Consider the following 15,646-nt stretch of genomic DNA (forward strand, 5'->3'; position numbering starts at 1 on the left):
TCCTACCCTCTGAGCTAAATCCGTGGTTGGCTTTGAGGGGAGTGTAAGTCTATCGCCCCACCAGCCATACTCATCACTGACCATCGAAGACTTTTTAGAAGGGGAGGGGCTGCTTATTGTGTGCCCCACACTTCTAATACAGACCTAGCTCCCAACAAACCTATCCATGGGGCTCTGCCACCGCATCCATGCGGTGGAAGGTCTATCATGGTGCTTCCTACCCTCTGAGCTAAATCCGTGGTTGGCTTTGAGGGGAGTGTAAGTCTATCGCCCCACCAGCCATACTCATCACCGACCATCGAAGACTTTTTAGAAGGGGAGGGCCTGCTTATTGTGTGCGCCACACTTCTAATACAGACCTAGCTCTCAACAAACCCATCCATGGGCGATCTGCCACCGCATTCGTGCAGTGGAAGGTCTATCATGGTGCTTCCTACCCTCTTGGATAAATCTGCTGATGGCTTGAGGGAAATGTGGGACATAAGGTGAATCAGTAAGCATAAAAAAGCCGGCGATTTACGCCGGCTTGATAAGTGCTAGTAACTTACTAGATTATTAGTGTTTCCAATGGAAGTGATGTGCTTTCGCGTCAATCGCTTCCGCGGTAGTTCTTGGCATAAAGGTGGCGTTGTTTTCTTCAAAGAAGAAAGGGGAGCGCTTGGTTTTACTGCCTACTTCGTTCATGGTGGCGGCTTCGTATACACGGCCGTTAAGTACGGTAAATTCTACATATTCACTGCGGCGTAAGTCTGCTAATACATCGCCGTCAATCACGACTAAGTCAGCCAATTTACCTTTTTCAATACTGCCGATGTCGTTACCCATACCTAGGTGTTTTGCGCCATCGATAGTACCGCCGCGTAATGCTTCCCATGCGGTGAAACCGCCTTGTTGCATTATCCACAGTTCCCAGTGGGCGGCTAAGCCTTCACGTTGGCCATGAGCGCCAATATGTACACTAACCCCATTATCTCGAAGCTCTTTGGCGTAGCTGGCAACGTTTTGGTGGTTGTACTGGTTATCGGGCGCGGTAGGGCGTCTTATAGAGCGGCTATGCAACATGGTGGCAGGTGTGTAGCGAAGTAAGCGTGGGTTCTTCCATACTTCTGTACGGTCGTACCAATACTCTTCACCCATCATGCCGCCGTAAGAAACCACAAATGTAGGTGTGTAACCAAACTCGGTGGCTTTCCATAGCTGGGTTACATCACTATAACCGCGCTCAATAGGCAAGCTGTGTTCTAGCCCTGTATGGCCATCGACCAACATGGTTAGGTTTTGCTGAAACTTACCGCCACCCTCGGGGACTACCATCATGTCTTGATTTTTCGACGCCCATAACACTTGTTGGCGTTGATCCCGACGTGGTTGGTTGTAGCTTTTCACCGAAATTGCGCCGCTTTCTTTTAAGCGTTCTACGTGGAAGTACGCATCTTCATAGTTATTGATGATGGCTTTGTAGCCTAGGCCTTCTGCGCCGTACAAAATAGTACCGGTAGAGTAAATACGCGGTGCCACTATGTAGCCTTTACGCTGAAGCTCAGAGGCGGCAAAAATCTCTGTGGTATCGTTTGATGGGTCATGAATGGTGGTAACACCAAAGGCCACATTCGAGTATTGGCTCCAGTTTTTATCTGGAATAATCTCATTCCTGCCTTGTGCACCATGAGCATGAGTATCAACCAACCCAGGTATAATGGTTTTGCCACTGGCATCTATTTGCATAGCACCTTCAGGAATAGCAATATCTCCGCGCTTGCCCACAGCTTCAATACGATTATCTTTAATGATAATAACGCCGTCTTCAATCACTTCTTGGGTGTTGTCGGCATCACGCATGGTCACGACCTTTCCACCAATTAAGGCTTTGTAACCGCTTGGTTTATCGGCTTCGGTAGTGAACGATAAATTAATACCATCGGCTACAGGGTCGGGCAGGGTTTCTGGCGCGCCATCTACAAACGCAAAAGCTTCTTTAAGCGAGCGACTGTAGAAAGTGGGGCCATTAAACCAGCTCACCGTTTCGTTATCCGGCGACCATGTTAAGTACTCACCAGCTTTAGATGAAAGCTGAGTAATCGGAAGTGAAGTCATGTTGGGGCCAATGGTCACTTTCTTACCATTTTCCACAAACGGGGTAACGAAGGTTTTGAATTGGTAAACAAACGCCACCCATTTTTTGTCATGTGAAAGTTTGTACTCACTTACGTCATCAGCTCCGTATAAATGAGTTCGTTTGTCATTGCCTTGCAAGTTAACACTTGAAAGTTGTGTTTCTCGATACGGCGTGCCGCCTACCGATTCAGTGAAATACACTCGTGAATTGTCGCCTGCAAAGTGTGGGTTAATACCCCCATCAGACACTTTCTTTTCGGTTTTTCTATCAAGGTCTGCTACATAAATACCAGGGTCCACTGAGTATTTAGGGTCGAGTAAATAGCCGCCAGTAAACTTGCGGTACACCACCTTTTCACGATCACTTGAGAACGATGGTTCTATATAATGGCCAGGTTGCTTAGTAATCACTTTACCTTTACCGCCGCGGGCCGAAACAATGCGTACTGATCCTAATTCATCATCATTCCACGTGGTGTAAACAATGGCTTTGCCGTCGTTAGAAAAACGCGGGTAATATTCGCCATGGGCATTTTGCTTAGTCAGGCGTTTCATCTTGCCCGACTTTACGTCTTTAACGTAAAGCTTACCTAATGCTTGAAACAAGAGTGTCTTACCGTCAGGTGACATTTGCGACCAGCGAATCATGTTTACATCAAATTCATCCGGTGCCACATTTACATCAAAGCGCAGTGCATCCGCATATTGAAGGGTAGCTTCTACGTTAATGTTAATATCAGAGATAGTCTTATCGTCAATATTGATGCTATGGAAAGTACCACCAGTCCAATACACAATGGCTGATGAATCTGGCATCCAGTCGAAGTAGGCGAAGTAACCTTCAGAACCAAAGCCTTCTTGCATGTCACGTTCAAGTTCTGTGGTAAGCGGTGTTTCTTCACCGGTTCTAATGTCTTTTAAAAACAGAGCGGTTTTTTCTTTTACCCGGCGAACAAACGCAACGTATTTACCATCCGGTGATGGCGTAGGTACCACTGCACCGCCGGTGCCACTAATATAACGGCTTTCGTCGCCGTTCTCACGGTCAAAGCGGGTGATGGCGAATATGCCACCTAATGGGTCGCGGTTATAGTCGAAACGACTCCCAGGCACTGTGTTCTCTGTGAAGTAAATATATTTACCGTCGTGAGAAAAAACAGGGTCAGCTATGTTTTGCTGGTCCTTTTTACCATGATTACGGGCTTTAATTTGCAAGCCGTCACCACCGGTATTGTGGTACATCCAAATTTCACCTGCAGGTATACTGCGGCTAGACATAATGCCTTTCGATACCAGCAAGTATTCACCATCTGGGCTCCATTTAGGAGAGTGAATAAGGTTGTTCTTTTCTTTGGTCACTTGGCGCAGATTTTCGCCATTGCTGTCCATTATCCAAAGATTATTAATGCCATCGCGGTCAGAAATAAACGCAATCTTTGAACCGTCCTGTGAAATACTTGGGTGTATGTTCCATGCGAAATCTTGCGTGATAGGTGTGGCATCGCCGCCTTCAATATTCACTTTATAAATATCACCTAGCATATCGAACACCATATACTTGCCATTCGGGGCTATATCCAAGCTAGACCAAGTGGTTTCGGTGGTATTGATAGTGACTTCATTAAGTGCAAATGGCGGGTTACTTACATCCCACTTTTCTTCATTAATCGTTGCTTCTTTTTTGATGTCGTCAGCTGCATGCGTAGAGTACGTGGTACTTAAGCCTAAGGCGCTGACAAGTGTGGCGGCTAAAAAGCTTTTTGTTGTTTTTATCATAATGTGTTTCCAATTGCTTGAAATGCGTTTTCTGTCTATTGATGAGTATGCCCGTGAGCGTCTCATCTATTTGTAAATTTGTCGTTAACCTTAACCTAAAATGGTGGGGTGCTACCTAACTTATGAGATTTTACGCATAAATCTAACGACCAAATTACAGTTTTACCACCCACCCGTCTATTTATCCATCACTCACGATGATGCTTGTCTATTAAGTGGATAAACGCTAATTTTGCAACAAGCTGTTAACAATGTTTGATGTAGGTGCTATTCGTGGTTAATTCAAAGCAAGATGTGGTCATTTCAGAGCAGAAACTCCATTATTCAACCTGTACGCTGTGCGAAGCTATGTGCGGCATTGAAGTTGCCACACAGGGTAAACGCATACTATCCATTAAGGGCGATAAAGATAATCCTTTTAGTGCCGGCCACGTATGCCCCAAAGCCAGTGCGCTGAAAGATTTATATGATGATCCTGACAGGTTAAAACGACCGGTAAAAAAGGTAGGCGACGAGTGGCAAGAAATACCGTGGAGTGAGGCCTTTGGCTACGTTGCTGAAAAACTACACCATATTCAGTCCCAACATGGCAAAGATGCGGTTGGTGTCTATCTAGGTAATCCGAATGCCCACAACATGGGGGCTATTTTGTTCGGCCCTTATTTTTATCGCGCCCTTGAGTCACACAATAGATACTCTGCCACCTCGGTGGATCAGCTCCCTCATCATATTGTTAGCCGAAGGCTGTTTGGGCATATGTCACAAATTCCTATTCCAGATATCGATCACACCCAACACTTTGTGATTATCGGTGGAAATCCACTTGCTTCCAATGGCAGCATCATGACTGTGCCCAACGTTAAAAATCGCTTAAAAGGCGTGCAAAAACGGGGTGGTAAAATAGTGGTCATCGACCCTAAACGAACAGACACTGCTGATTTAAGCTGCGAGCATCACTTTATTCGCCCCGGCAGCGACGTATTGCTATTACTTGCTATGTTACATGTAGTATTTGAAAAGCAATTTCACAATGCCGAGGCGCTCTTACCTTACGCCGAAGAATTGCTTGAAGTTGAAGGTTATGTAAAAGACTTTTCTCCCGACACTGTAAGCGAATTAACGGGCATTGAAGCGTCACAGGTAATCAAATTGGTTACCGATTTTTGCGAAGCTGAATCGGCTGTATGTTACGGACGCATGGGCGCGAGTGTGCAAGCATTTGGCACACTCACTCAATATCTCATCATGCTGTTTAACATGTTGACCGGAAACTTAGATAGGCAAGGGGGGATGATGTTTACCCAGCCTGCAGCCGATATTTTACCGGTATCAAGCAGGGGCAGCATATCAGGCTATAGTTCACGGGTAAGGGGTCTACCCGCTTTTGCAGGGGAATACCCTGTGGCGTGTTTAGCAGAAGAAATATTAACGCCTGGTGAAGGCCAAATTAAAGCCATGGTCATAGGTGCTGGAAATCCAGTGGTGACTACGCCTAATACCGAGCAGCTGGAACGTGCGTTTTCACAACTCGATTTTATCGTGTCTGTGGACTTCTACATTTCTGAAACTTCTCGGCATGCAGATATTATATTACCTCCCGTTACACCGTTAGAGCGGGACCACTATGATGTGGTTTTTCATAATTTCGCAGTAAGAAACTACGCCACCTATTCTGAGGCAGTGGTCGATATAGATGATGATCAATTAACAGATTGGCAGATATACCTATCGCTGGCAGAGCGTCTAGATAAATTAAATGGCAAAAGTACCGCGCACTATCAAACACTATGGCAAAAACAGCCCAAAGGTGTGATAGACGATTTATTAAAAAGTGGCCAATACGGTGCACATGCTCGCGTAAACTCCAGTGCCAGTGATAACGCTAACGGCAATAAAAACGCTAACGCTCAGGGACAAACAGACGGCATTGGCAAGGAAGGCTATAACTTGTCGCTAGATAAGCTGAAAGCGCATCCACATGGCATTGACCTTGGGCCATTGCAGAGTGCACTACCTGACGCCATTTTTCATGAAGATAAAAAAATCAATTTAGATTTTGATTACTTTATGCCAGATATTGCCCGAGTAAAGACGCATTTCTTTGACCAGAAGCGTAAGGAAAATCAAATGGTACTCATTGGCAGGCGTCATATTAAAACGAACAACTCTTGGTTACACAATAGCCCTAGAATGGTGAAGGGAAATAATCGATGTACCCTACAATTGCACCCTGAAGATGCTGCTAAATACCAAGTCCAAGAGGGTGATAGCGTTAAGGTCACTTCAAGAGTGGGGGAATTATTCGTAGAGGTTGAAATTACCAATTCTATTATGCCAGGCGTGGTCTCTATACCGCATGGTTGGGGCCATAATAAGAAGGGAATAAAGCTGGGTGTTGCTAGCCAGTACCCTGGCGTGAATACGAATATTCTGACAGACGAAATGCAGGTAGATACCTTGTCGGGCAATGGTGTATTAAATGGTGTGCCGGTTTCGTTAGAGAGGATGTAAAAGAAAGGCGATAATCAACATATTGATTATCGCCTTACATTTTATAAGTACGCTATCGTTTTTACTAAGCTTGGTTAACCTGAGCTCAGTTAGTCGACCTAGGTCATGGTAACGTATTCTTCAGCACTAGTAGGGTGAATGGCCACACATGCATCAAAATCGGCTTTGGTCGCGCCCATTTTTATGGCGACGGCAAAGCCTTGTAGAATTTCATCCATACCGTGGCCTATACCGTGAAGGCCAACCACTTTTTCATCATCACCTGCACACACCAATTTCATTTTGGTCATTTGGCGGTGACGGGTTACTGCGGTGTACATAGACGCAAAGCTCGACGAATACACTTTAATATTGTCTTCACCGTACTGTTCTACCGCTTCTGGTTCGGTTAAGCCCATGGTGCCAATAGGCGGGTGGCTAAACACCACGGTGGGGATCATGGAGTAATCCATGTGCGCGTCTTCTTGGCCGTTGAATAAACGTTCGCTGAGTAAGCGACCTGCTTTTACTGCCACAGGCGTCAATTCGGCTTCACCAGTAATGTCACCCACAGCATAGATGTTCTTAGCTGTCGTGTTTTGGTATTTATCTACTTTCACGGTGCCGTTTTCGGCAAGCTCTACACCGGTGTTTTCAATCGCTATCACATCGGTTGATGGTTCGCGGCCAATGGCCCAAATTAGGCAGTCTGCTTCAAGGACTTCACCATTAGTTAGATGAATTGAAAGGTGCTTACCTTCACCGCGCTCTACTTTTTCAACGCTGGCGTGGTTGTGTAATGTGCAGCCTTCAGCGTGGATCATATCAACTAGGGTTTCATGGATGATAGGGTCGAAGTGACGTAGTGGAGCATGTTTACGCACCACTAAATGGGTCTCTGTCCCCAAACTATGCAATACGCCAGCGAGTTCAACACCAATGTAACCTGCACCCACTACAACGGCTTTTTTAGGTTGTTCTTTTAGCGCAAAGAAGCCATCAGAGTTAATACCGTGCTGTGCACCTGGAATATCAGGTATGACAGGGCGACCACCAGTGGCAATAGTAATGTGATCAGCGGTATAGGTTTCGCCATCGACTTCAATAGTATTGTTATCAACAAACTTAGCGAAACCACGAATAAGGGTGACGTCGTTAGCACTGAGCGAGCGGTCATACGATGCATGAATACGTTCGATATAGGCTTGGCGGCTGGCAATTAGGCTATCCCAACTGAAGTGGTTTACTGTTATATCAAAACCATATTCTGGTGCGTAGCGGTGAATAGCTTCGGCAACTTGTGCGCCGTACCACATGGCTTTTTTAGGCACACAGCCTACGTTAACGCATGTGCCGCCAATGTCTTTAGCTTCAATAATAGCTGCTTTTTTGCCATGCTTGGCGGCGCGGTTTGCAGACGCAATGCCGCCACTACCGCCGCCTATGCAGATATAATCAAAATGTTTCATGTTAACCGCCTTATTATCCGTTAGGCCTAAAATTGTCATTTATTGTGACACGAAATTGAAGGAATACACACTGTATACGCGTTTAAGGGACCGAGGCACAAGGTAGAAGATTTCATTATCGTAGGCATCATTTGTAAAAAAAAAGAAGCACTAATTGCATTAGTGCTTCTTTGTTCCAGTGTTATGGGTACTGCCACAGATACACTTAAGATCACGCGTCTTGAGGTGTAGCACCTTCTTCGCTTTCATTTAATGGCGTATCTGGCTCAATCAAAATGCTGAACTCTCGTCGACGTTCTTGTTCAAATTGAGTCAGCTTTTGAATAGTGGCGTCAGTGAAGATATGCCCTTCAGGCAGTATAAGAATATGGCTATCATTGTATAAATTCTTGGCTAACACCATGCCTGCTTTTAGCTGTGATGCTTTCATGGTGTTGTAAATGTATTTTGACGTGCTCACATTTTCATCTGCAAGTAAGAACGACAAAATTTCACCATCATACCGTGTGTTGGTATGCTTTTTCATTTCCGCTTTTGCATCTCGTGGTGTCATCTCTTCACCACTCATTCGGCCGGTGACTAAACGCCAGTAGTCTCTGGCTATTGAGACTATACGGGCACCTATGGGAATTTCTTTCGCCACCACATTACGTGGGCCAGCACCGTTATAATGCTCGAATTGAAATTCAATCATGTCTGATACAGGTTGTAACTCCATTGCGGGAGCAAGCATTAGTGCAGCTTTTTTGGTTTGATCCAAGTAGTTCTGTTGCTGCTGATACTTCAGCTTCGCAAACGGCGCTTGAAAATCATCTGTACTTAGCCCCAACAGGCCCAGCTCACAGATTAAACCCGCATAGCTAACGCGTTTAACTTCTTCAGGAGAAAGTTGAAGGTACTTCGCTAATTTAGCGGCAAGTTCGCTCACTTCAATGGCAAATTTTCCATCTATGTTCGGGTTTATACTGATAACGTTGAACAGTACTTGTTCCATTGCAAGATTATGTTTTTCAATCTTGTTCAGGGCAGCTTTAATTTGGCGAGTACGCTTATGTACCATTTGCTCAAGCGACGTATTAACTTCTTTTAATTTACGGTTTTGTAACCGTGTTAATTTTTGCAAACGGGCATTTTCATTTTTTAATTTTACCCGCTCTAACCCGTCTTCAATGGCAGATATAAGCTCTTTGTTGTCCCAAGGTTTTTGCAAGTAACGATGAATTTTTCCTTCGTTAACCGCTTTGATGGTAGATTCGATATCGGCATAACCGGTTAGCACCAACCGATAACTTTCAGGGTACAACTCTGCAACTTGTTGAAGTAATTCAGCACCAGACATCTGTGGCATTTTCATATCTGAAATGATCACGTGAACATCATTTTCTTTCATGATCTCCAATGCTTTTGCGCCACTGTCAGCCAGCAATAAATTGACTTTTAAAGAAAAAAGCGCGCGCTTAATGGCGCGAAGAATATTAGGTTCATCGTCGACAAATAAAACAGTGTACACGTCTGCGTTTTGGTCAGTGGTATCATTCATAGTGAATCGTCCTGAAAAGAATCTTCGGCGTTGTCGTCTAACGGGTTATGTATTGGTAGGCATAGTGTGAAACAGCTTCCTTCCCCATCTTTACTTGAAGCATGAAGGGTGCCGCCGTGCTCTTGAGCAATGCCGAAAGAAATAGAAAGCCCAAGCCCGGTACCTTGCCCTTCTGGTTTGGTAGTGAAAAACGGGTTAAACAATTTATCTAAGTGACTCGATTGAATACCGCAGCCAGTGTCTTGAATGCTAAGCTCAATGTAGCCATCTACTTCTCGCGTCGTAATCGTAATCGCACCCTGCACACCAGTGCTTTCGATAGCTTGCCCAGCGTTTATAAGAAGGTTGGTCACCACTTGGGAAATTTTACCCATGTTCATCATGGTATGGGGAATCGACCCTAAATGGGTTTCTACGCTACATATGTATTTCAGCTGGTTGTTCACCATCGCTAGGGTGGTTCGAACGCAATCATTTAGGTTGTAAGATTGCATTTCATCACTGTCTACGCGAGAGAACAGTTTTAGCCCTTTAACTATTTCGGCCACCCGAATCAAACCATCTTTCGAATCGGTGATGAGTTCAGAGATATCGCTGTTGATAAACTCCATGTCTTGCTGCTGTATAATGTTGCGCAGCTGTTTAATCGCTTCATCCTGATGGATAGCGGTATCTTTTGAGAGCACATCATTAAGCTGTTGGAATATCATTTGATAGGTGGATACATATTCGCTGAGGGTATGCATATTACTATTTACAAACCCGATTGGGTTATTGATTTCGTGCGCTACACCCGCAGCCAACTGGCCAACCGATGCCATTTTCTCTGCTTGTAACAATTGAACCTGTGCTTCTTTTAAGTCTTTATTTGCCTCTTCAAGTTGGAAGTTTTTCTGGTTTAACAACGAGGTACGTTGTTTAACTTTTACCTCCAATAAGCTATTGAGTTCTTTAAGTTCACCTTCAACGCGCTCGCGATGAATATTCTCATCTTTTAAAAGCTCAACCAATTGATTAAAGGCTTCAGCAAGCTCACTGAGTTCATCTTTGCCGCGCACTTTTACAGAGATATTCTGGTAATTTTTATCTTTAACTGCCGCCCCTAAATGCCTAGTACCTGCACGTAGCAGCTTTAACTGCGACATTAAGTACGAGCCAAGCAAATATGAGCACAATGCAATGAGGCCTAGTTCTATGGCGGCAAGTGTTAATGTCCAAGTACGTACCCGTTTTACCGACTGATTAATAGAATCAACATCAAGGCCTATTTCTACTCTGCCAAATAAGGTTTCGCCAACTTTAATATCAGCTGCGGTATCGTAAATACCATCCACTGCACTCATTACATCGCTGTCTTGCTGAAAGGGGTGACTGAGAGCTTCTGGCTCACCTTTTTCGACATATACATTGTTGTTGTTATCGAGAACCCGAACATAACTGATATTTGGGTTTGAAAGCATTTCAGTTGCATCTGCCTCTAGCGAAGCGAGGTCGTAGCTTAAAAAAGCATTTTTCGCTGTGGACACAAATAGGTTTGTAGTGGTTTGGGCTGACGTATCAACACTGGTGTCGACTAAGTCATTTAGCAGTTTAAATACGGTTGTGATAAGAATTAAAAACAAAATGGCAGCAATAAGCGCCACCCCAACAATGGTTTTTGTTCGTAGCGATAGCGTAAGCAACGCATCCCTTTTCACAATTGTGGCCTAGCCAATGAGGTGATGCCAAGTGCCCGTACGTCGTCCCAATCTTCATCTGCTGACGACATAAATCCTTTAAAGCCAATATTTTTCAATAGCTGATGATTGTCTTTGTCCTTCGACAGGGTAAGCAATGCATTTAATAGTGCGTCTCTTTGCGCCTCGGTAACCCGAGGGTGGGTGGCTACAGCATGAGGGGTGTACCCATCACTTTCCCATAAAATACGAAGGGCATTTTGAGTACTGTCATCAGTGTTATTGAAGGTTCTTATTATGCCGCCGCCGGCGTCAAAAAAGCCTCGTTGCACATTGAGGTACACCGAGTCATGAGAATGCACATAGCGCGGTGTAAAGAGAATATCTTGTTGTCTCAAATATGCACTAGGGATAATGGTGGCAGCGAATGCAGCAGGAGAGGGAAAGGCTATGTCCTTACTGTCCAGATCATCAAGTGACATAATATCGCTGTTCGCATTCACAACAATAATGCCTTTAATTCGCTTATCTTTTTGACGAGCCAACGCGCGATAGCCAACCGTGTCATGAAATACCACAAAGTGGTATGGGTTCATGTAAGCAACGTCATATTCACCCTCAGCCAGTCTTTGTTCGAAGGTCGGAATATCTTTGGCTGTTTTAAACACCACATTAATGTCTGAGTGCGCAGAGATATAGTTAATAAGTGGCTGCCACGTTTCAGCGAGCTTCTTCGCAGACTGTTGAGGCACTATGCCAAGCGTTAACGTATTGCATGCACCATGAGCGGCGAACAATGCGAGCGCTAAAAAAACAAACATATGTCGTGCAGATTGAAAAACTGATTTTTCCACCATGATTCACCTCAAACCGACCCAGTTAAAAAGACCATATTAAAAACATTGGCCACAGCTACTTACTATGAACTTACTCAAACATAAACTTTTCGATAGTTTCAATAAGTTCGCCATTCGCGAATGGTTTGGAAAGCGCTGCATTTGCGCCAAGGTCTATTGCCCGCTCAAGACTAATGTCGTCAAGAGCAGAAATGACAAGAATTTTTAAGTTTTTGTATTTAGGTTGCTCTCGAACAAACTGGATAACGCTGTAGCCATCCATGCCAGGCATACTCAAATCGAGAGTCATCAACTTTGAATTATACTGGCTCAACATAATGCCAGCTTGAAAACCACCCGTAGCAATATGGCTTTCGAATCCCCCCCGGCGTGCCACGCGTTGAATCGACTTTGCCACCGGCATTTCATCATCGACAATGAGAATGGAAGGTGAAATCTCACTTTGGAGGTCATCAGGAATAGGAATGTTATGATGTTCAAGAAAGGAAACGAAGTCTGATACTAGCACGCGATTATTGCCACGACCTGGCAGCTTAAACCCTTTAAGTTTTCCGCTTTCTATCCAGCGGATCACAGTTCGAAGGTTTACATCACAATAAGTTGCGATCTCGCCTGATGTTAATGTCTTCATTGTTCAATTCCTATTGCCAACTTGTAACGTTATAGCACTGAATAGGATTGTTCACAATTTAGACAAAAGTAGTGAATGTGACATTTGTGACACTCTTTTTTCTCGTTTTTAGTCGCCAAATTAATGAGTTACATGATTCACACCACGCGGTTAAAAAGAAAAAATTAGTCAAAATTTGATCTGCACGCTTACCGTTTACAGTAATCCTAGTATAGAACCTAGAAAAATCACTGTTGTGTTGAACAATTACAGCGCTTGTTTTTATTGCAATTAACCCCAACATAACTTGCTATACGAACTGAAAAGAGTAGACGGATTATGACGACCCCAGCAATTGAATTGGTAGATGGTTTACCTTTGTTTTCATCCATTAAGCCCGCACAGATAAAGCCCGCCATCGAAAAAGCGATAGCTAAATGCAAGCTTGAAATTGATGAGGTGGTTGCATCTAAAGATTACTCTTATGCGAACTTAGTACTGCGCTTAGAAGAGGTAGACGACAATTTAAGTAAGATGTGGTCACCGGTTTCTCACATGAATTCAGTGGTGAGTAGCGACGAACTGAGAGAAGCGCATGATGCTTGCTTACCTTTGCTTTCAGAATATGGCACTTGGGTAGGTCAGCACGAAGGCCTATATAACGCTTATGTGGCGATTAAAGCGTCAGACGAATATGCCAACCTTGATGAGCAGCGTCAAAAAGTTATTGATAATGCTATTCGCGATTTCACTTTAAGTGGGGTGGCACTGCCTAGCGGGGAAAAGAAACGCTATGCAGACATTCAAGCGAAGCTAAGCGAGTTATCATCCACATTTTCAAACAATGTGATGGACGCGACTATGGGGTGGAGCAAACATGTCACTGACGAAGCCATCCTCTCTGGTATGCCAGAATCAGCCCGCGATGCAGCTGCACAAGCGGCACATCAAAAAGACTTACAAGGCTGGCTATTTACATTAGATATTCCTTCTTACTTACCTGTTATGCTGTATGCAGACAATGCAGCGTTACGAGAAGAAATGTATCGCGCTTATGCCACGAAGGCGTCAGATCAAGGCCCCAATGCGGGTAAGTGGGACAACACCGACATTATTCAACAAACACTGGCTCTTCGCAGTGAAATTGCACAATTACTCGGTTTTAGCAGTTATTCTGAACGTTCTCTTGCCACCAAAATGGCTGAGTCGACTGGTCAAGTTACCGGCTTTTTACGTGATTTAGCTGCTAAATCGAAGCCACAGGCTGAAAAAGAGTTAGAAGAAGTGCGTGCCTATGCGAAAGATACCCACGGGGTAACAGAGCTTAACGCGTGGGACTTACCTTACTACAGCGAGAAGCTGAAACAGGAAAAGTACACCATTTCAGATGAAATGCTGCGTCCGTATTTCCCTGAAGACAAAGTATTGTCGGGTTTGTTCGAAGTGGTGCATAGATTGTATGGCCTTAAAATCATTGAACAGCCAGGTATTGATACATGGCATAAAGATGTACGCTACTTCACTATTACCGATAGTGCAGATGCCCTGCGTGGTAGCTTTTACCTAGACTTATACGCTCGCGCTAAAAAGCGAGGTGGTGCGTGGATGGACGAGTGCCGTGTTCGCCGCGAAAAGTTAGACGGCGAATTACAGTTACCTGTGGCGTATCTCACTTGTAACTTTAACGCACCAGTAGGGGATAAGCCTGCCTTATTCACGCACGATGAAGTGGTTACTCTTTTCCATGAATTCGGACACGGCATACACCACATGCTAACTAAAATGTCGGTGGCTGGTGTATCTGGAATTAACGGTGTGCCGTGGGATGCCGTAGAGCTACCAAGTCAGTTTTTAGAAAACTGGTGCTGGGAAGAAGACGCACTTAACTTTATCTCGGGTCACTTCGAGACGGGGGCCCCCTTACCCGCTGATTTACTTGACAGAATGTTAGCGGCCAGAGATTACCAAGCCGCTATGCAAATGGTGCGTCAGCTGGAATTCAGTTTGTTTGATTTCTTATTGCATAGCGAGTCTGGCGACAAGGTTGATGTTCAAGCCATTCTTAATAGCGTGCGCGATGAAGTTGCCGTTAATACACCTCCAGCATTTAACCGTTTTCAGCATAGCTTTGGGCACATTTTTGCTGGTGGTTATGCAGCAGGGTATTACAGCTACAAATGGGCAGAAGTGTTATCTGCCGATGCTTACAGTAAATTTGAAGAAGATGGTATTTTTAACCGAGATACGGGTAAAGCATTTTTGGAAAATATACTTGAAATGGGCGGAAGCCGTGCGCCTATGGACTTATTCGTTGCCTTCAGAGGCAGGGAGCCAAACGTAGATGCCTTACTTCGCCATAGCGGCATTCGTGGCTAATTAGTATTAGGGTAATAATCATGGGAATAGAATCTTTCTCCACCATTTACCAGCGGGCATGCAAGCGAAAAGGTGGTGAAAAGGCGCTTGAAAGCATGCTTTCAGCGCCGCTTTCCTCTGAGCACGTTGCCAAAATACCGGACGATCGTTTCTTAGCAGCCATGACGAAGCAAGTGTTTCAGTCAGGCTTTGTTTGGCGCGTAATCGAGAAAAAGTGGCCTGAGTTTGAAACCGTGTTCTTTGGTTTTGATATCGAAAAAGTGCTGCTGATGCCTGATGAGATGTTAGAGCAAAAAGCATCTGATAAGCGCATTGTGCGTAATTACAAAAAAGTAATGACCGTTCGCGACAACGCCATGTTCATTAAAGATATTAGCCGTGAACACGGCGGCTTCGGTCAGTTTGTGGCTAAATTCGACGCCAGTAATATTACCGATTTATGGACCACGTTAAAGAAACGTGGGTCGAGACTTGGTGGGAACACGGGGCCCTACATGCTGCGTGCGTTAGGCGTAGATACCTTCTTGTTCTCACGCGATGTTGAAGACTACTTAAGAAAGCACGATATCATTGATGGTGGCCTCACTAGCAAGAAAAGCTTAACCGCTGCGAATGCGGCTTTTGCACAGTGGCATCAAGAAAGTGGCCGCACGTTACAAGAAATAAGCGTTATTATTGCGTTCAGTTGGGGCACAAACCAGTATTTAGCATAAGGTAAATACTGTTGCTGGGCGCTA

General features: G+C 44.6%; 9 protein-coding genes. 3 read left to right on the forward strand and 6 right to left on the reverse strand.

What is annotated here, in order from left to right; genetic code table 11:
• Positions 1 to 555 precede the first annotated feature (555 nt).
• Positions 556 to 3,891: an amidohydrolase family protein gene (locus tag KYS23_RS16425; protein WP_218419428.1), complete on the reverse strand. Its 3,336-nt coding sequence runs from the start codon at positions 3,889 to 3,891 to the stop codon at positions 556 to 558.
• 348 nt (positions 3,892 to 4,239) lie between these two features.
• Here KYS23_RS16425 and KYS23_RS16430 point away from each other — a divergent pair, with 348 nt between their 5' ends.
• Positions 4,240 to 6,402: a molybdopterin oxidoreductase family protein gene (locus tag KYS23_RS16430; RefSeq protein WP_246604465.1), complete on the forward strand. Its 2,163-nt coding sequence runs from the start codon at positions 4,240 to 4,242 to the stop codon at positions 6,400 to 6,402.
• 98 nt (positions 6,403 to 6,500) lie between these two features.
• Here KYS23_RS16430 and gorA read toward each other — a convergent pair whose 3' ends face one another.
• The 5 genes from gorA to KYS23_RS16455 form a co-directional block, all read right to left on the reverse strand.
• Positions 6,501 to 7,850 (reverse strand): glutathione-disulfide reductase, encoded by a 1,350-nt coding sequence (gorA, locus tag KYS23_RS16435; protein WP_218419430.1) that lies wholly within the window; start codon positions 7,848 to 7,850, stop codon positions 6,501 to 6,503.
• Positions 7,851 to 8,061: 211 nt separating this feature from the next.
• Entirely contained in the window at positions 8,062 to 9,390 is a 1,329-nt protein-coding gene (nosR, locus tag KYS23_RS16440) for a response regulator c-di-GMP phosphodiesterase, NosR family (RefSeq protein ID WP_159533533.1), read from the reverse strand.
• Entirely contained in the window at positions 9,387 to 11,087 is a 1,701-nt protein-coding gene (locus tag KYS23_RS16445; RefSeq protein WP_218419432.1) for a HAMP domain-containing sensor histidine kinase, read from the reverse strand. The genes nosR and KYS23_RS16445 overlap by 4 nt, the downstream gene beginning before the upstream one ends.
• Positions 11,084 to 11,923, reverse strand: a complete 840-nt coding sequence (locus KYS23_RS16450) for a phosphate/phosphite/phosphonate ABC transporter substrate-binding protein (RefSeq protein ID WP_246604459.1) — start codon at positions 11,921 to 11,923, stop codon at positions 11,084 to 11,086. The genes KYS23_RS16445 and KYS23_RS16450 overlap by 4 nt, the downstream gene beginning before the upstream one ends.
• A 70-nt stretch (positions 11,924 to 11,993) precedes the next feature.
• A complete protein-coding gene (locus tag KYS23_RS16455; RefSeq protein ID WP_159533529.1) occupies positions 11,994 to 12,554 on the reverse strand; it encodes a response regulator in 561 nt (186 codons plus the stop codon).
• Positions 12,555 to 12,872: 318 nt separating this feature from the next.
• Here KYS23_RS16455 and prlC point away from each other — a divergent pair, with 318 nt between their 5' ends.
• Positions 12,873 to 14,909: an oligopeptidase A gene (gene prlC, locus KYS23_RS16460; protein ID WP_218397830.1), complete on the forward strand. Its 2,037-nt coding sequence runs from the start codon at positions 12,873 to 12,875 to the stop codon at positions 14,907 to 14,909.
• Positions 14,910 to 14,929: 20 nt separating this feature from the next.
• Positions 14,930 to 15,622, forward strand: a complete 693-nt coding sequence (locus tag KYS23_RS16465) for a DNA-3-methyladenine glycosylase I (protein ID WP_218397833.1) — start codon at positions 14,930 to 14,932, stop codon at positions 15,620 to 15,622.
• Positions 15,623 to 15,646 lie beyond the last annotated feature (24 nt).

Source organism: Alteromonas lipotrueae (assembly GCF_019249255.1).
Lineage (GTDB): Bacteria > Pseudomonadota > Gammaproteobacteria > Enterobacterales > Alteromonadaceae > Alteromonas > Alteromonas lipotrueae.

Excerpts from the sequence above, each read along its gene's own strand:
- nosR (WP_159533533.1), bottom strand. The coding sequence starts at position 9,390 with ATGAATGATACCACTGACCAAAACGCAGACGTGTACACTGTTTTATTT.
- KYS23_RS16455 (WP_159533529.1), bottom strand. The coding sequence starts at position 12,554 with ATGAAGACATTAACATCAGGCGAGATCGCAACTTATTGTGATGTAAAC.
- gorA (WP_218419430.1), bottom strand. The coding sequence starts at position 7,850 with ATGAAACATTTTGATTATATCTGCATAGGCGGCGGTAGTGGCGGCATT.
- KYS23_RS16465 (WP_218397833.1), top strand. The coding sequence starts at position 14,930 with ATGGGAATAGAATCTTTCTCCACCATTTACCAGCGGGCATGCAAGCGA.
- KYS23_RS16430 (WP_246604465.1), top strand. The coding sequence starts at position 4,240 with ATGTGCGGCATTGAAGTTGCCACACAGGGTAAACGCATACTATCCATT.
- KYS23_RS16450 (WP_246604459.1), bottom strand. The coding sequence starts at position 11,923 with ATGGTGGAAAAATCAGTTTTTCAATCTGCACGACATATGTTTGTTTTT.
- KYS23_RS16425 (WP_218419428.1), bottom strand. The coding sequence starts at position 3,891 with ATGATAAAAACAACAAAAAGCTTTTTAGCCGCCACACTTGTCAGCGCC.
- prlC (WP_218397830.1), top strand. The coding sequence starts at position 12,873 with ATGACGACCCCAGCAATTGAATTGGTAGATGGTTTACCTTTGTTTTCA.